At 68.3% G+C, this 16,108-nt stretch carries 15 protein-coding genes; 8 read left to right on the forward strand and 7 right to left on the reverse strand.

Annotation, left to right across the window (positions count from 1 at the left end):
* Positions 1–45: 45 nt before the first annotated feature.
* Together EV192_RS14240 and EV192_RS14245 are read left to right on the forward strand one after the other, a co-directional pair.
* Positions 46–1,347 carry an ABC1 kinase family protein gene (locus EV192_RS14240; protein WP_132115398.1) on the forward strand — a complete coding sequence of 434 codons (1,302 nt, stop codon included), beginning with the start codon at positions 46–48 and terminating at the stop codon, positions 1,345–1,347.
* A gap of 80 nt (positions 1,348–1,427) precedes the next feature.
* Positions 1,428–2,378: a hypothetical protein gene (locus EV192_RS14245; protein WP_132115143.1), complete on the forward strand. Its 951-nt coding sequence runs from the start codon at positions 1,428–1,430 to the stop codon at positions 2,376–2,378.
* 1,602 nt (positions 2,379–3,980) lie between these two features.
* Here the strand turns inward: EV192_RS14245 and EV192_RS14250 are convergent.
* From EV192_RS14250 to EV192_RS14255, 3 genes are all read right to left on the reverse strand, one after another.
* A complete protein-coding gene (locus EV192_RS14250; RefSeq protein ID WP_132115144.1) occupies positions 3,981–4,853 on the reverse strand; it encodes a class I SAM-dependent methyltransferase in 873 nt (290 codons plus the stop codon).
* A gap of 228 nt (positions 4,854–5,081) precedes the next feature.
* Positions 5,082–5,237 carry a hypothetical protein gene (locus tag EV192_RS53795; RefSeq protein ID WP_165960380.1) on the reverse strand — a complete coding sequence of 52 codons (156 nt, stop codon included), beginning with the start codon at positions 5,235–5,237 and terminating at the stop codon, positions 5,082–5,084.
* A 44-nt stretch (positions 5,238–5,281) separates the two neighbouring features.
* Positions 5,282–5,581, reverse strand: coding sequence for a WhiB family transcriptional regulator (locus EV192_RS14255; protein ID WP_207926022.1), 300 nt, complete (start codon positions 5,579–5,581; stop codon positions 5,282–5,284).
* A gap of 727 nt (positions 5,582–6,308) precedes the next feature.
* On the opposite strand from EV192_RS14255, the gene EV192_RS14260 reads away from it, so the two are divergent.
* The 4 genes from EV192_RS14260 to EV192_RS14275 are packed head-to-tail and all read left to right on the forward strand — an operon-like array spanning position 6,309 to position 7,944.
* Positions 6,309–6,635 (forward strand): hypothetical protein, encoded by a 327-nt coding sequence (locus EV192_RS14260; RefSeq protein ID WP_132115147.1) that lies wholly within the window; start codon positions 6,309–6,311, stop codon positions 6,633–6,635.
* Entirely contained in the window at positions 6,635–7,216 is a 582-nt protein-coding gene (locus EV192_RS14265) for a putative T7SS-secreted protein (protein WP_132115149.1), read from the forward strand. The genes EV192_RS14260 and EV192_RS14265 overlap by 1 nt, the downstream gene beginning before the upstream one ends.
* On the forward strand, positions 7,213–7,482 hold the full coding sequence (locus EV192_RS14270) for a polymorphic toxin type 28 domain-containing protein (RefSeq protein ID WP_132115151.1): 270 nt from the start codon (positions 7,213–7,215) through the stop codon (positions 7,480–7,482). Before EV192_RS14265 ends, EV192_RS14270 begins: the two co-directional genes overlap by 4 nt.
* Before the next feature lie 51 nt (positions 7,483–7,533).
* Entirely contained in the window at positions 7,534–7,944 is a 411-nt protein-coding gene (locus EV192_RS14275; protein WP_132115153.1) for a contact-dependent growth inhibition system immunity protein, read from the forward strand.
* A 26-nt stretch (positions 7,945–7,970) separates the two neighbouring features.
* On the opposite strand, the gene EV192_RS14280 is transcribed toward EV192_RS14275, so the two are convergent.
* Complete coding sequence (locus EV192_RS14280) at positions 7,971–8,207, reverse strand: hypothetical protein (RefSeq protein ID WP_132115155.1); 237 nt, start codon at positions 8,205–8,207, stop codon at positions 7,971–7,973.
* Between the two features lie 854 nt (positions 8,208–9,061).
* Positions 9,062–11,146 carry an ATP-dependent DNA helicase UvrD2 gene (locus tag EV192_RS14285; RefSeq protein ID WP_207926023.1) on the reverse strand — a complete coding sequence of 695 codons (2,085 nt, stop codon included), beginning with the start codon at positions 11,144–11,146 and terminating at the stop codon, positions 9,062–9,064.
* Between the two features lie 107 nt (positions 11,147–11,253).
* On the opposite strand from EV192_RS14285, the gene EV192_RS14290 reads away from it, so the two are divergent.
* On the forward strand, positions 11,254–11,985 hold the full coding sequence (locus EV192_RS14290) for a DUF4191 domain-containing protein (protein WP_132115159.1): 732 nt from the start codon (positions 11,254–11,256) through the stop codon (positions 11,983–11,985).
* Between the two features lie 6 nt (positions 11,986–11,991).
* On the opposite strand, the gene EV192_RS55725 is transcribed toward EV192_RS14290, so the two are convergent.
* Positions 11,992–13,983, reverse strand: coding sequence for a sensor histidine kinase (locus tag EV192_RS55725; protein ID WP_132115161.1), 1,992 nt, complete (start codon positions 13,981–13,983; stop codon positions 11,992–11,994).
* Entirely contained in the window at positions 13,980–14,453 is a 474-nt protein-coding gene (locus EV192_RS14300) for an RDD family protein (protein WP_132115163.1), read from the reverse strand. The genes EV192_RS55725 and EV192_RS14300 overlap by 4 nt, the downstream gene beginning before the upstream one ends.
* Before the next feature lie 186 nt (positions 14,454–14,639).
* On the opposite strand from EV192_RS14300, the gene glnA reads away from it, so the two are divergent.
* Positions 14,640–16,064, forward strand: coding sequence for a type I glutamate--ammonia ligase (gene glnA / locus EV192_RS14305; RefSeq protein ID WP_132115165.1), 1,425 nt, complete (start codon positions 14,640–14,642; stop codon positions 16,062–16,064).
* Positions 16,065–16,108 lie beyond the last annotated feature (44 nt).

Here is a 16,108-nt window from a genome sequence, read left to right on the forward strand (position 1 = left end):
CTGCGAAACGGGCACTGGACACGGGAGAATCAGGAAGTGACCGAGATGCCGCGCAAGACCGTCGCCAGGACGGCACGGCTGGCCAGCCTCCCGCTCGGGGTGGCCGGGCGTGTGGTCGGTGGCTGGGGGAAACGACTTGTCGGCCAGGACGCGGCCGAGGTGAACGCGCAGATGTCCGCCAAGACGGCGGAACAGCTGTTCGCGGTGCTCGGCCAGCTCAAGGGCGGCGCGATGAAGTTCGGCCAGGCACTGTCCGTCTTCGAGGCGGCGGTGCCGGACGAGATGGCGGCCCCCTACCGGGAGGCGCTGACGAAGCTGCAGACCGCGGCGCCGCCGATGAGCACACGGGCCGCCCACCGGATGCTCGCCGAACAGCTGGGCCGGTCATGGCGGTCCAGGTTCCGGGAGTTCTCCGACGAGCCCGCCGCGTCCGCGTCGATCGGTCAGGTGCATCGGGCCATTTGGCACGACGGCCGCGAGGTGGCGGTCAAGGTGCAGTACCCGGGCGCGGACGAGGCGTTGCTGTCCGACCTGCGGCAGCTGTCCCGGTTCAGCCGGCTGTTCCAGATGCTCGTGCCGGGCACGGAGATCAAGCCGCTGCTGGCCGAGCTGACCGCGCGGATGTCGGAGGAGTTGGACTACCGCCACGAGGCCGACAACCAGCGGACGGTCGCGGCGGCGTTCGACGGCGACGAGCACTTCCTGGTGCCCAAGATCATCGCGAGCGCGCCGAAGGTCCTGGTCAGCGAGTGGGTCGACGGCATGCCGCTGGCCTCGATCATCCGGGACGGCGAGAAGGAGCTGCGCGACCGCGTCGGGTACCTGCTGGCCGAGTTCCACTACTCGGCCCCTGCCCGCGCGGGCATGCTGCACGCGGACCCGCACCCGGGGAACTTCATGCTGGTGGCCGACGGCCGGATGTGCGTCATCGACTTCGGCGGGGTGGCCAAGCTGCCGGACGGGTTACCCGCGCCGTTGGGCCGACTGATGCGGTTCGCCATGGAAGGCGATTCCGAGAAGCTGTTCGAGACCCTCCGCGCGGAGGGTTTCGTCCCGCCGGGCGCCAAAGTACCCGCCGAACACGTGCGGGCCTACCTGGCGCCGTTCGTGGAACCGTTGCTGTCCGAGAAGTTCCACTTCACCAGGCGGTGGATGCAGAAGCAGGCGGAGCGCGTCGGCGACCTGGGCGGGCAGGACTTCCGGACCGGCCGGTCGCTGAACCTGCCACCGCAGTACCTGTTGATCCAGCGGGTGCTGGCCGGCTCGACGGGCATTCTCTGTCAACTGGACGCGGAACTCCCGGCCAAGGAGATCGTGGAACGCTGGCAACCGGGTTTCGCCGCCTGAATACCACTCGCACAGCCGAGTTATCCACAGGCTGACAAGCCCTCTGGCCCCACCGTGCCCATCCTTGGCACAGTCGAAGCATGATCGAACCGATAACCCGGGACCTCCTCCCCCCGCCCCTCCTGCTCCAGGACGATGTGGCCCGCCGCCGCGACCTGCTCGCGGCCGGCGTCTCGCAGCACGCCCTGGCCACCCGATGTCGTCCCTCAGGCCCGTGGCAACTGCTCCTACCAGGCGTTTTGCTGCTCGCGAACAGCCCACCCACCCGTCGGCAGCGGCTGCGCGCGGCAGTCCTCTACGCCGGCGCGGAGGCAGTGATCACCGGTGTCGAAGCGCTGCACGAGCACGGCCTTGCCGTGTCCGGCAACGAAGAAGTGCACGTGCTCGTGCCGATCAGACGACGACTGTCCACACGCGACTTCGTGCGGATCGAACGGACCAGCCGGCCGCCCAGGCCGGAGATCATCGACGGCCTGCCCTTCGCTCCATCCAGCCGCGCGGCCGTCGACGCGGCCCGCACGAGCGGCGACGCGGAGAAGCAACGGGCCTTCCTGCTCGCCCCCATCGAAGCCGGCCTGCGATCGGCGGAGCAGATCCGAACGGAGATCAACGCGGGCTCGCAACGCGGAACGGCGGCACTCCGCCCACTACTGGAGGAGCCGCTGGCCCCATTGCTGACCAACACCGTGCACGAAGGCTGGGCTCGGCGAATCACCAGGCAAACCCCGATCCCACCGCCCACCTGGCACGTCCGTGTCTACGACCGGGCGGACCAACTACTCGGCACAGCCGACGCCTGGTGGGACGACGTGGGCCTGGCCTGGGACTTCGGCCACCAGCGGGACGCCAGAACCGCCATCCGCCAGTCCACCTTCGCGAAGGAGGGAATCGTCACGCTCAGAACACCGCTCCCCCACCTGCGCGGCAACCCAGTCGCGGTCTCCGAGGACCTGGCGAGCGCGTTCCTCCGCGCCACCCAACGTCCCCGCCCACCGGTCCGAGCGGTCCTGACGTCCGGAACGGTCCGATGACGTCACCAATACGCTTCCGGCAGCTTCCCCTCGATGTCCCGAACATGAGCGCGCGCACATGCCGGGCAGAGCCACGTCGTCCGATCACCCTGGCGCTCGGAAACCCACGCCAATGCCTCCACCGGCGCGGCCAAACCCCGGTCCCGCCCACACCGGGAGCACAAGACTTCACTCACCCCGGAGAACATAGAGCACCCTCACAACCAACGAGCCCACACACATTCACCCCACACCCCAGCGCCAAAGGCGAACACGCGCTCAGCCAGGAGTTCCTCCACCCCGCACGGGTGAACGAGCTGCCCGGCACCGCGTTCATCTGCGTCGAGCCACGCCCACAGCAGCCCCAACGCCCCCACTCGCCCTTGAAACCCGCGTCCTCCTCGGTGACTCCCCGGCCGAAACCGCCACGTGGTGATTCATCGAGTTCCGCGACGCAACCGAGGATCTCCCACCTGGACCCCACGCCCACCCCGGCAACTCCCCGACCGACACCGCCGCACAGCGACTTGACGAGTCCCATGGCACCACCAGGGACCTCCCACCTGGACCGCGCGTCTTCTTCGGCGACTCCCCGACTGGCACCACCGCGTGGCAACTCATCGAATGCCACGACACCACCGGAGATCTACCAGAGAGCCTGGCTCCCATCCCGCCGCCGCACCAGCGAGACCCGCCTGTTCTCCTCGTCGTCCGCCGCTGCGCCGAACCCACGCAGACCTGACCAAGCGCTCGGCAACGAGCATGGACGACAACCACGACCCGCTGGAGGTGGACACCTACCGCCACGACCCGCTGGAGATAGACACCCACCACCACCCTCCGCCTCGGCATCACCCATTCACCCGAACCCCGAACCCTCGCCCCTCCGCGTCGGAATCACCCACTCACCTGGCCCCTTCCTCCTGGACTCAGTCGCCGACAGCTTGCTGGAACACTCCCGCGTGGGTCGGCCTCTGGGCCGAGCACCTCACTATGGACTTCCCCTTCGCTCCCTCGGCTGGCCTGAGCACCTCGGTGGCCGGCCGGGCGGGCGGCCATCACCGCCTGCAACCTCGTCCTCGCCCCTCCGCCTCGGCGCTACACACTCAATCGCACCTCGCGTCTTCACCCCGTCTCAGCACCGCCCGCCTTACCCGAACCCCGCGCCTTCACCCCCGTCTCAGCACCACCCACCCGTACCCCGCGTCTCTACCTCCGTCTCGGCACCGCCCGCTTTACCCGAACCCCGCGCCTTCACCCCGGTCTCGGCACCAGCCACCTACCCGTACCCCGCGTCTTCAACCCGTCTCGGCATCACCCACTCATCCGAACCCCCGCGCCCTTCCTCGCCCTCCGCCATGGCGTCGCCACTCACCCAAACCCCACACCCTCACCCCTCCGCCGCAGCGCCACCCATTTACCCGGACCCTGCACCCCACCCCTCTGCCACGGCGTCACTCACTCACTTACCCGAACCCCGCATCTTGGAGTCCGTCGCCGCCGACGGCTAGGACCTCCTCATCCCTACCGGCCGCACCCACGGCGCCTCCCGCAGCAGCGAGCACCAGCGACCGACCTTCATGCCGTTCCTCATGTCCGCCGATCGTCGAACCGTCTCGGCGGTCAGGGGCGGCGACCGAGGTTGACCGTGTCCGCGGCCAGGTAGAAGACGTCGTCGCGGGAGCCGATGTATGCGGTGTCCGCTGGGTCCAGGAGGCGGTTGACCGCTTGTTGGTCGTCGGTGGCCAGGTGGTCCATGGCCACGCTGGTGATGTGGGTGAACCAGTCGACGATGGCTGCCCGCACGTCGTCGGTGACCGGCGGCGGGTAGTCGACCACGGACGTGAAGGAGGTGATGTCTGAGAGGCCCGCGTTGGACAGCGCTTTGGTCCAGCCCACTGTGAGGCGCGTGGAACCCGGGATGTCCGCGCGCATCTGAGCGAACCACTGCTTTCGGGCGGCCTGAATTCGATCGATCAGGCCGGGGGCTCCGACGCCCAGGTCCCAGGGGACGCACTGGGTGCCCAGGCCACCCTCGGTCAGGGCGAGCCAGCCGCCGGGAGCAACCACGCGCGTCAGGTTGGTGATGCCTTCCTGCTGGTCACGCAGATGGTGCACAACGAAGGAGGCCCACACCAAATCAGCTGCGGGAACCAGTTCGGCGAGGGTGGTGCCGGCGGCATCGGCAAGGACGGTGGTGACGTTGATCTTGCCGTCCGAGGTGGCGCGGACAAGCTCACCCGCGGCAGTGAGGAGTTCGGGGACGGCGTCGACGAGGACGACGTGCCCGCCGCTTTGGGCGCCCAGGGCCAACGCGAACTGGGCGGCCATGCCACCCGCGCCTGATCCGACGTCGATCACGGTCGCGCCGGGTCTGAGCATGCCGACGAGACGGTCGGCGATGTCACGCTGCCATGCGGTGTGGATGGCGGCACCGCGCCGCATGTAGGCGATCTTCGACACCCAGTCGTAGTCATCATGCGTATGCGTGCCCATGGCGACAAACCTAATGGTCGCGGCCGGAAGTCGCCGAAGGTCGCGACTGCCCGGCACGGCCGAAGGCCCGGGTGGAACTCGGTACGAGGGCGTCGGTCGGCACACCAGAGATGATCAGGCTGGATCTGCCGAGTATGCCCAACGAACGTCCGGTCGGGACCACTGTTCATAACCGGACGGGGTGCCCGTCCACTACTCGACGAGCACCCCGTCCGAATTGGGTTCGCTTTACAGCGAGGATGCCCGGGCGGCGCGCTTCGCGGCCCACTTGGACACCCGGTTCCACCGCTTCGCGGCGGTCAGACGGCGGACCAGACGCAGCTTGCTCGCTGCCTGCTCCGCCTCGAGCATTCGCGCTCGTGCCAGATCTTCATAAAGCAACATGGTGCTGACTCCCAATGAGTTCCGTGTGTGTATGGCGCGCGCGGTCATGCCGCCGCCCCCTGTGCGGTCGCCGGGACGGTCTGGTCCTTGCGCGGACGGCCACGGGGCCGCTTGCGCGCGATGACCACACCGCGCTCGAAGATCTCGCCACCCCAGACGCCCCACGGCTCGTGCCGTGCGACGGCGCCGGCGAGGCACTCCGCGCGGACCGGGCAGGTCCCGCACAGTTGCTTCGCCCGCTCCAGGTCCGCCGGTGCCTCGGCGAACCACAGGTCCGGGTTGGTGGCCGACCGGCACGGCAGGTCGAGCCCTGCCAGCGGGGCCGCGTCGAGCAGACCAGTCATGCCTGCCTCCGCAAGGTCGATGGGACTGAAGGTCGATCTGTCCTCGGGCGTCCGAGGGACAGTGATCGGAGACATCTCTTTCGAGCTCCTGTCAGGTTGTGGTGCTGTTCTTTTCGTTGTGGGGCAACAAAACATAAGGGCCGCGGATCCGTTTCCGGTCCGCGGCCCTTGTGAGCCTTGAGGTTCCTGACCTTAGGTCAGGCCCTGCGCTCCTGCGCGGACAGAAATGTACGGGAAATCGACGTTGACGGGCCGGCCCGTGTGCACACTGGTCCCCTGGATCCACATCTGCTTGGGCGCGACAATGGCGCCACCTCGCAAACGACGAACCAGAGTCGGCTCTTCAACGACACGCCCGAAGGCGCCCATGGTGAAGCCGCTCGCGGACAACGGGAGGCTTGGAGCGTCACAGCGGATTGTGTAGAGCTTCATGTCCGTGACACCCCCCATCTCGACCGTCGTCTCCGCGGAGACTAGAACCGTTCTGATCTTCCCAGCGGACCTTCTCGGCCCGGCTATTGCAGGCTATTGGTGGTGCAGGGGGCACCGCAACCAGTTTTCCGGAGAATATGGTGACCCCGGTCACACAACCGCCCGATCGGGCGACGCAAGCCGTCAACCAGGGCAAAGGCCGTCGCCGACCGGTCACAGCGAGTACCACGGAACCCTCGCGTTCAAGTGTCCGTCCAAGTGCGCACCACTGGGCATGGGGAGGGTGAGGCATCCGATGCCGGAAGGATTCAGCGTGGACCTGGCCGCCTTGCAGCAGGCGGCCGAGGGAGTCACCGACACGCTCAACACGCTCGCCACCAAGAAGGTCAGCGACATCGACGCGGACAAGTCCGCCTTCGGCCACGACAAACTGGGCGGGACCGTGTCGGACTTCTGTGAACGGTGGCAGATCGGGGTCGAGCATCTCGCCAAGGACGGCCAGGAGGTGGCCGACCGGCTGAACATGAGCGTGAACGCGTACACCCACGTGGAACGTACGGCGCACGCGAACATGCAGGGCATCCTGCAGCAGTCGACCGGTCCGGACCCGGCGGCGCAGTGATGGCGGAACTCGGCGAGACACAGAACCCGAAGGAACTTGTGCCCGGTGACGTCGGCTCGGTCACCAGCACGATGTACGCGATGCGGTCCTACGGAGACGCCCTGCACGAGGCGGGTGCCGGCCTGTCCAGGATCGACACCCAGGACGGCTGGCAGGGTCAGGCCGGCGACCAGTTCCGCGGCCGCTTCCACGGCGAACCGAAGAAGTGGCTCGACGCCGGTGACTGTTTCCACGGTGCCGCGAACGCGTTGGACTCGTACGCCTCCACGTTGCAGTGGGCGCAAGGGCAGGCCGGCGACGCGATCACACTGTGGAATGACGGCCAGACGGAAACAGCGAACGCGAAGGCGGCGCACGACCACGCGGTCGCGCAGGCCAAGCAGGACGCGGCCGACAAGACCGCGAACGGCACACCGACAACCGCGCCCGACATCCCGTTCAACGATCCGGGCGAGGCGAAGCGGGAAGCCGCCCGGCAGAAGCTGAACAGTGCTCGCAGTCAGCTCAAGTCCACAGGTGACACGGCGGAGAAGAGCCGACCGAGCCCGCAGGCAAGTCCGGCACGAAGACGGACCGGATGAAGGAGCACCTCACCGAGCGGGACCTGGACGCGGCCAAACGCGAACTGAACGGTGAGGTCGTCGCCCGGAAGCCGGACGGCACCCCCTGGGACCACGTCGACGAGGTGCGCAACGCCCAACGAGGCCTGGTCAACCGCATCAACCAGCTCAAGCGCCAACTCGGCGACTCACGACTGTCCGACGCCGACCGCGCCACCGCGCAAGAGGAGCTGTCCGAAGCGAGCCGCCTGCTCGACCACTCCGAGCAGTACGTTCCCCGGAACTGACCGGCCCGGATCCTACGATTGCCGTCACCGACCACGGAGGTGCCACCCACGATGCCGGACAGCCAGGTCCAGAACGACGACCTCTCGGTCGAACAAATCGAAGACAACGTCTGGGGCAGTCCCCCACCCGGCGCGACAAAGCTGATGGAAACGGTCCACCAACTCCGCCGCAAGCCGGTGCGCACCCTCGAACCCGAAGACCTGAGGGTGATGATCTCCCAGCAGGTCGGCCTGGAAATCCTGGTCCCGCGCGCGCTGGCCGAGCTCGACGAAGACCCCCTCCTGGAAGGCGACTACCACCCAGGCGACGTCCTCGTGGCAGTCCTCAAGGTGCCACCGACCTACTGGTCGACGAACCCCAGCCAGCGGGCGACGCTCAACCGGATCATCGACACAGTCACAGACCCGGACGCCGACCTCCGCGCCGACATCGACGCCTTCCGCCAAGCCAACCCGGCCTGAACTGGCCCCACAGTGGGACGCCCCGGTCAGCGCCGGACACAGAGCACCCGCCCAGCCACCGGTGGCATCGAGGAGGCGGGACAGATGGCCCTTGTCGCGATGACCAGCAGGCTGGCCTGATCGACCAGCACTGGCATGTCGCGATCGATGATCGTCAGTGACTTCCTGGTGTTCGTCGCGCCCCAGACTCGCCAGGGCCCAGGTGCTGGGTAGTCCGCCCGGATCACGCGCTTGAGCAGCGGACTTGCGTCGCGCAGTCGCATCTTTGGAGCCGGGGCTGCGAGGACAGGCACGAGAAAAGCACCAAGCAGCTGGCGAGGGGAATCGAGGCTGGCCGACGACGCCCACCTCGACGAGCGGCGAGATGACCCGGCGCCCGCAGCGACCTCAACGCCACCGGACCCCGAAGCCGACGGCGAGGGAAGAACCCGAAGCTGGTTGGCGACACCCACCTCGGTGAGCGGGGTGCCCCGGCAGGCAACCTCGGCGCCACCAGACTCCCGAGGCAGACGGCCAGGGACGAGCCGAAGCAGGCCGGCGGCGACCACCTCGGTGAACGGGATAACCCGGCGGGCAACCCTCGGCCCCACCAGACCTCCGAAACAGACGGCCAGGAAAGAACCGAAGCAGGCCGACGACGCCGGCCCGACCAGCAGGATGACCACGCAGCCGCAAGCGTCCCCAAGGCCACCGGACCTCCGGAGCAGACGAAAGTCGCAGCTGGTCGGCGGCGCCTGCCTTCGATGAGCTGGGGTGGCCCTGCGGCGGGCAACCTCGGTGCCACTGGACTTCCGACGTGAATGCCGAGGGAGGAACTCGAAGCCGTCGGGCTTTCCGAATGGATGCCGAGCAGGGCGCGGCCTCTTCTTCGGCATGCGGAGTTGCTTGGGCGTGGCTTTCATGTCTTGACCAGCTGTGATGCGGGCTGGCGTCGTGATCGGACTGGTCTGGCCGGTGGTGGCGGGTCCGGGGTTCCGGCTGAGGTTGATCGGTACTGCTGTGGGGGCGGCGGGCCTCGTACGGTTGCTTGGGTCTTTCGGTCCGTGTGGCGGGTGGGAGTCGGGCTGGCGGGAGGTGAGGGGTTGGAGGCGAGGTGATGGGTGGGTGGGTGGATGGGTTAGTTGTTCTTGGTGGCTTCTTCCTGGACCAGGGCTAGTACGTCGGTGCCGAACCGGTCCAGTTTGGATGCGCCGATGCCGGAGATGGCCACCAGGCCACCTGGGTTGGTGGGGCGTTGTTCGGCGATGGCCATCAGGGTGGCGTCGGTGAACACCACGTAGGGCGGCACTTTCAGTTCGCGGGCTCTGGTGGTGCGCCATTCGCGGAGGCGGTCCAGGAGGGCTTGGTCCACGTCCGACGGGCAGTCCGAACAGCGGCCGAGTTTGATCGACACGGTGCCGACCAGTTGGGCGGCGCAGACCCGGCATCGCAGCCTGGCGGTGGCGGTTTTCGTTCCGGCCTCGGCTCGGACCACCCTTGCGGTGGGGTGGTCGTCCGGGATCAGGCTGTAGAGGAACCGGCTGCGTCGACGGTGTCGACGGCCGCCTGGTGCCCGGGACAGCGCCCACGACATCCAGAGGTGCTCGCGGGCCCGCGTGACACCGACGTAGAGAAGGCGGCGTTCCTCCTCCACGGCGGCTTCGTCGCCGTCGGCGAACTGGATCGGGAGGGTGCCGTCCACCAGGCCGATCAGGAAGACCGCGTCCCATTCCAGGCCCTTGGCGGAGTGCAGCGAGGCCAGTGTGACGCCTTCGACCGTCGGGGGATGCTGGGCTTGCGCGCGCACTTCCAGCTCGGTGACGAGCTTGGCCAGGTCGGCGTCCGGGACCGACGCCACCAGTTCCTCGGCCAGTTCGACCAGTGCGAGCAGTGACTCCCAGCGCTCCCTGGCCGAGCCGCCGGTGGGTGGTTCGGCGGTGAGACCGACCCGTTCCAGGGTCTTGCGGACGATCTCGGGCAGGTCGCCGGAGACCGCGTCACCGCTGGCGGCGCGCAGGACGACCATGGCCTGACGCACCTCCTGGCGTTCGAAGAACCGCTCGCCGCCGCGGACCAGGTACGGGATTCCCACCTCGGTCAGCGCCTGCTCGTATGTCTCCGACTGGGCGTTAACCCGGTAGAGCACCGCGACCTCGCTCAACGGTGTCCCGGCGTCCACCAGGTCCTGGATCCGGCGGACGACGGCCGCGGCCTCGGTGGGCTCGTCGTCGAACTCGGCGAACCGGGGCGGCGGGCCGACCGGACGCTGGCCGACGAGTTTCAAGCGGGACCCGGCCGGCCGGTCCCGGGCCGCGGAGATCACCTGGTTGGCCAGGTCGACCACCTGGGGGGTGGAGCGGTAGTCCCGCTCCAGCCGGACCACGGCCGCCTCCGGGAACCGTCTGGTGAACTCCAGCAGCGGGCGGGGCGACGCGCCCGCGAAGGAGTAGATCGTCTGGTTCGCGTCCCCGACCACGGTCAGGTCGTCCCGGGCGCCGAGCCAGCCGTTCAGCACGCGCTGCTGCAGCGGTGTGACGTCCTGGTACTCGTCGACCACGAAACAGCGGTACCGCTCGCGGAACTCCTCAGCGACCTGGGCATGGTCGTCCAGCACCGCGGCGGTGTGCAGCAGGAGGTCCTCGAAGTCGAGCAGCTTCGCCTTGTTCTTGAGCGCCTCGTACGCCTGGTACACCTGGACCACCTGGGCGGCCGGGACAGGCGGTTCCCGGCGGCGACGCTGGACGGCGTCGGGGTAGCTGTCCGGGGCGACGAGCGAGGCCTTCGCCCACTCGATCTCGCTGGCGAGATCGCGCAGGATCTCCACCTCGGTCGGCGCGCCGACGCGGTGGGCCGCCTGGCCGACCAGCCGGAGCTTGCCTTCGACCAGATCCCATGGCGGGCCGCCGACCACGCGTGGCCAGAAGTAGCGCAGCTGGCGCAGTGCCGCGCTGTGGAACGTCCTGGCCTGTGCGCCGGGGATGCCCAACGCACGCAGCCGGGTGCGCATCTCGCCGGCCGCACGGTTGGTGAACGTCACCGCGAGGACCTGCCCCGCGGACACATGCCCGGTGTGCACGAGGTAGGCGATCCGGTGGGTGATCGTCCTGGTCTTCCCCGTGCCGGCACCGGCGAGCACGCAGACCGGGCCGCGCGGTGCCTGGACGGCCGCGCGCTGTTCCGGGTCGAGGCCGTCGAGGAGGCCCTTTTCCGCTTCTGTGCTCATGTTCTGCATCCTGACAGAGAGGTCGTGGTCGCCGTCAACGACATCGCGGGGTGTGTCCGCACGAACGGACCGTTCGCACGGATTGGGTCGGCCGTATCCTGGTGGTCATGGCGGGTAAGCAGGACAAGGAAGCGACGGCCGCGGCCAAGGCCGAGAAGAAGGCCGCGTCGAAGGCGAAGCGCAGCCAGATCTGGCAGGCGTTCAAGATGCAGCGCAAGGACGATCCGTGGCTGATCCCATGGATGGCCGGCGTCCTTGTGGTGGTGGCCGGGGCCGTGTTCCTGCTGGGCCTGATCTTCGACATCCAGTGGATGGCGCTGCCGGTCGGGATCATGTTCGGCGTGCTCGGCGCGGTGATCGTGTTCGGCCGCCGGGTACAGAAGAACGTCTACGCCAAGGCCGACGGCCAACCGGGAGCCGCCGCGTGGGCGCTGGAGAACATCCGGCGGGGCGGCTGGCGCGTCACGCCGACGGTCGCCGCCACGACCCAGCTCGACGCCGTGCACCGGGTCCTCGGCCGCCCCGGCGTGATCCTGGTCGCCGAAGGCGCGCCGCACCGGGTGAAGGCCCTGCTCGCGCAGGAGAAGAAGCGCATCGCGCGGGTCGTCGGCGACACCCCGATCTACGACATCACCATCGGCAACGAGGAGAACCAGGTCCAGCTGTCCAAGTTGCAGGCGAAGATGATGAAGCTGCCCCGCAACCTGGGCCCCAAGCAGGTCGACGCACTGGAGAAGCGGCTGTCGGCGCTGGCCAGCAGGGGTGCGGCGATGCCGAAGGGCCCGTTGCCGCAGGGTGCCAAGATGCGCAACATCCAGCGCACCATGCGTCGTCGCTGACGAGGGCTAACGGGACAGCGGCAGGATCGCGCGGACAAGCGACCCGGTCGACGTCGTGCGGCAGGAGAACTCACCGGAGATCTCCTGGGCCCGTTGCGCCATGAAACGCAGGCCCATACCGCGGCTGCCGGCGTCCGACGGGAAGCCGACGCCGTCGTCACGGACCTCGACGACCACACCGCGGTCGTCGATGACCAGGCTGACCCACGCCGACGTCGCCTGCGCGTGCTTGACCACGTTCGTCAACGCCTCGGCGACGATCCGGTACGCCGCGACCTCGACCGACTTGGACAGCGCGGAAACGTCCACCGGCAGGTCGGTTTCGACCTTCAGGGTCGGCCCGGACAGGAACACCGAGAGTTCGCGCAGCGCCCCGACCAGGCCGAGGGTGTCCAGCTCGGGCGGTCGGAGCCGGTAGGCGACCCGACGGACGATCCCCAGCGCGTCCTGGATCGCGACCACCGCCCTGTCCATCAGGTCGAGCGCCGGCGCGTCGTCAGGCAGCTTGGCCCGGACCGCGTCGAGCTGCAGCCGAATCCCCGCCAAGGTCGGCCCGACATCGTCGTGCAGGTCCCGTGACAGTCGTAATCGCTCTTCCTCGCGTGCTGTGACCAACTGTTCCCGGCTGCGCAGGAGTTCTTCGTCCAACCGAAGAGCCGCGACCACAGGCGCCACCTGGTCGGCCAACGAGGCCAACGCCTGTACGGTCATCTCGTCGAGATGCTCACGTCCCTCCGGTGGCGCAACCACTAGCCGCCCCACAACCGTGCCGCGGTGCCACAGTTCGAACGTGACGGGTTCGCCTTGCGCCTCGCATCGTCGAACCTCGGCCAAAGTCCTTACGCCGTCGGCGGTTTCCAGCTCCAGTCGGGCGAATCGGAGCCGCAGCGCGCTGACGATCTCCTCGCACACCGCCGCCGGCACCTCCGGTATCGAGAGCCGGTCACGCATTCGTTGGCCCAGGCCGGTCACAGCCTCCACGATGTCGACCCGACGCCCCCACGCGACCTGCCTCACCCACCGGGTCAGTAGCAACGCCACCGGGAAGATCGCGGCACCCGCGAGCCCGGCCTCGAACACCGTGCTCACCGGCCGGACGACCCCGATCACGGCGTACAGGCCGAGGTAGCAGGCGAGCAGGCTGGCCACGACGGCGACCGAGACCACGGCCCGGCGAACGGCCAGGTCCAGGTCGTACAGCCGGTCCCGGGTGACCGCGACGGCGACCGCCATCGGCACCAAGGCGGCCGCGGCGACCTCCAGAATGTGCTGCGCCAACGACGGCATCGGCACGACCCGGCGCACGCCCGCCTGCACCGCGCCGAACAGCAATGCCCAGAACAGCAAGGACAGCCGTCTGGCCTGTACCCCGGTGGCCAGTCGCCACCGAACGGCCAACGTGACCAGAGCCACGCCGGACGCGATCAGCAAGATCCATTCGCCGGCGTTCTGACAGAACTGGGCGAAATCCTGCCAACCGGGCACCGCCGCCGGATTCATCACCGTGTACTTCCCGCCGAAATAACCCACCGAAAGGGTGAGTCCGGCGACGTAGAGCACAATTCCGAGCGCGGTGAACCCGACCGCCCACCACAGGTGCCGGCTGGGCAGCCGGCCGTCCGGGTAGATCAGCGGCAGCAGGGTCGCGATCGCCCAGATGGGCGGCGCCCATCCGCCGGTCTGGATGGGCATGAGGACCTGGACGACCGGATTGTCGGCCGAGTCGAACGCCCCGACCAGGGCCGTCATCACGGCGACCACGCCGTCCCACGCGGCGATCGACAGCAGTGCCCAACCGACGAGATTCCTCGGTTTGCGCCAGGTGACAAGCATGCCCATCGCGGCGTAGAAGATCGCCACTTCCACGTCCAGCGGCATCGGCTCGTACGCGGAGTAGCCCCACGAGTCGGCGGCCTCGGTGATCACCGCGGCCGTGATGCCGCTGACCAGGCCGAGAGCGCCAAGGCCGGCAGCGGTCGCGACCGCGATCCGGCTCAACGGGTGCGGACGACGACCGTGCCGAAAAGCTTGTCGTGCAGACCCCGGCGGTCGGCGTCCCAGATCGCCGCCGGGATGATGAGCGCGACCAGCAGGGTTCGCGGCACCGCACGCAGCGGGCCGACCATGGGATTGTCGCCGAGCCGCGCCACCCGGATGCCGCAGGCCGCCATGCCGGGGGTGAACCCGAAGAAGGCGACCGCGACAACGGTGATCGCGAACCAAGCCGCTAGGCTCCAGTTCTGGGGCAGTTCAGGGGCCGTGAACAGGCCCGCGACCAGCCCGGAGAGCACCGCGTCCACCAACAGGGCGAGCGCGCGCACCCCCGTCCCAGACACCGAGCCGGGCCCGCTCTCCGGGAGCCCCAGGCGTTCGCCCGGGTAACGCTGCGCTGGTTGGTCGCCGGCGTCCGCGCCCGGTTCGAGCGCGGAGCGGTGCCCGGACAACCACGATCCGGTCCACCTTGTCACCCCTAAAGAGTAGAACGGGGGCTCGGGTCCACGTCCGGTGGTCGACAATTCCCTCATGAGCAGGGTAGTTAACATCGGCGCAACACCCGGGTGACGGTCGGGCAACACCCCGCTCCTAGCTTCACTACGCACAGCGGAATTGGCGCGCCCGTCGGCGCCAACATCACTTTTAAGGAGCCTACGAGCGTGTTCAACAGTCCCGACGAGGTCTTGCGCTTCATCTCCGACGAACAGGTCCGCTTCGTCGACGTCCGGTTCTGTGACCTGCCGGGCATCATGCAGCACTTCACCGTCCCCGCCGAGTCGTTCGACAGCTCGGCGTTCGAGGACGGGCTGGCCTTCGACGGGTCTTCGGTGCGCGGCTTCCAGTCGATCCACGAGTCGGACATGCTGCTGCTGCCCGACCCGTACACGGCGCGGATCGACCCGTTCCGGGTGGAGAAGACCCTCATCCTGAACTTCTTCGTGCACGACCCGTTCACCCGTGAGGCCTACAGCCGGGACCCCCGCAACATCGCCCGCAAGGCCGAGCAGTACATCACCGAGTCCGGCATCGCCGACACGGCCTACTTCGGCCCGGAGGCCGAGTTCTACATCTTCGACTCGGTCCGGTTCGACAACGCGGAGAACGGCTCCTTCCACGAGATCGACTCGGTCGAAGGCTGGTGGAACACCGGCGCCGACGAGGAAGGCGGCAACCGCGGGTACAAGACGAAGTTCAAGGGCGGCTACTTCCCGGTGCCGCCGGTCGACCACTTCGCCGACCTGCGCGACCAGATCTCCCTGAACCTGATCGGCTCCGGTTTCACCGTCGAGCGCGCCCACCACGAGGTCGGCACGGCCGGCCAGGCGGAGATCAACTACAAGTTCAACACCCTGCTGCACGCCGCGGACGACCTGCAGCTGTTCAAGTACATCGTGAAGAACACGGCCTGGGCGGCCGGCAAGACGGCAACCTTCATGCCGAAGCCCCTCTACGGCGACAACGGGTCGGGCATGCACTGCCACCAGTCGCTCTGGAAGGACGGCGACCCGCTGTTCCACGACGAGTCCGGCTACGCGGGCCTCTCGGACGCGGCCCGCCACTACATCGGCGGCATCCTGCACCACGCCCCCAGCCTGCTGGCGTTCACCAACCCGACGGTCAACTCCTACCACCGCCTGGTCCCCGGCTTCGAGGCCCCGGTCAGCCTGGTGTACTCGCAGCGCAACCGCTCCGCCTGCGTCCGCATCCCGGTCACCGGCAACAACCCGAAGGCCAAGCGCATCGAGTTCCGGTGCCCCGACTCCTCCGGCAACCCCTACCTGGCCTTCTCCGCCATGGTGATGGCTGGCCTTGACGGCATCAAGAACAAGATCGAACCCCCGGCCCCGATCGACAAGGACCTCTACGAGCTGCCGCCCGAGGAGGCCAAGAACGTCAAGCAGGTCCCGGCCGACCTCGGCACCGTCCTCGACACCCTGGAGGCCGACCACGAGTTCCTGCTCGAAGGCGGCGTCTTCACCCCGGACGTGATCGAGACCTGGGTCGCCTTCAAGCGTGAGCAGGAAATCGACCCGCTGCGCCTGCGTCCGCACCCGTACGAGTTCGCCCTCTACTACGACGTGTGAACCGCTTGCCTGGATCAAGAAAGTACGGCCCGTCAGCCTTCGGC

Source organism: Actinocrispum wychmicini (assembly GCF_004345645.1).
Classification (GTDB): Bacteria; Actinomycetota; Actinomycetes; order Mycobacteriales; family Pseudonocardiaceae; genus Kibdelosporangium; species Kibdelosporangium wychmicini.

Coding starts and splice junctions, on each gene's coding strand:
- EV192_RS14240 (WP_132115398.1), top strand. CDS start 46: ATGCCGCGCAAGACCGTCGCCAGGACGGCACGGCTGGCCAGCCTCCCG.
- EV192_RS14245 (WP_132115143.1), top strand. CDS start 1,428: ATGATCGAACCGATAACCCGGGACCTCCTCCCCCCGCCCCTCCTGCTC.
- EV192_RS14250 (WP_132115144.1), bottom strand. CDS start 4,853: ATGGGCACGCATACGCATGATGACTACGACTGGGTGTCGAAGATCGCC.
- EV192_RS53795 (WP_165960380.1), bottom strand. CDS start 5,237: ATGTTGCTTTATGAAGATCTGGCACGAGCGCGAATGCTCGAGGCGGAG.
- EV192_RS14255 (WP_207926022.1), bottom strand. CDS start 5,581: ATGACTGGTCTGCTCGACGCGGCCCCGCTGGCAGGGCTCGACCTGCCG.
- EV192_RS14260 (WP_132115147.1), top strand. CDS start 6,309: ATGCCGGAAGGATTCAGCGTGGACCTGGCCGCCTTGCAGCAGGCGGCC.
- EV192_RS14265 (WP_132115149.1), top strand. CDS start 6,635: ATGGCGGAACTCGGCGAGACACAGAACCCGAAGGAACTTGTGCCCGGT.
- EV192_RS14270 (WP_132115151.1), top strand. CDS start 7,213: ATGAAGGAGCACCTCACCGAGCGGGACCTGGACGCGGCCAAACGCGAA.
- EV192_RS14275 (WP_132115153.1), top strand. CDS start 7,534: ATGCCGGACAGCCAGGTCCAGAACGACGACCTCTCGGTCGAACAAATC.
- EV192_RS14280 (WP_132115155.1), bottom strand. CDS start 8,207: ATGCGACTGCGCGACGCAAGTCCGCTGCTCAAGCGCGTGATCCGGGCG.
- EV192_RS14285 (WP_207926023.1), bottom strand. CDS start 11,146: ATGAGCACAGAAGCGGAAAAGGGCCTCCTCGACGGCCTCGACCCGGAA.
- EV192_RS14290 (WP_132115159.1), top strand. CDS start 11,254: ATGGCGGGTAAGCAGGACAAGGAAGCGACGGCCGCGGCCAAGGCCGAG.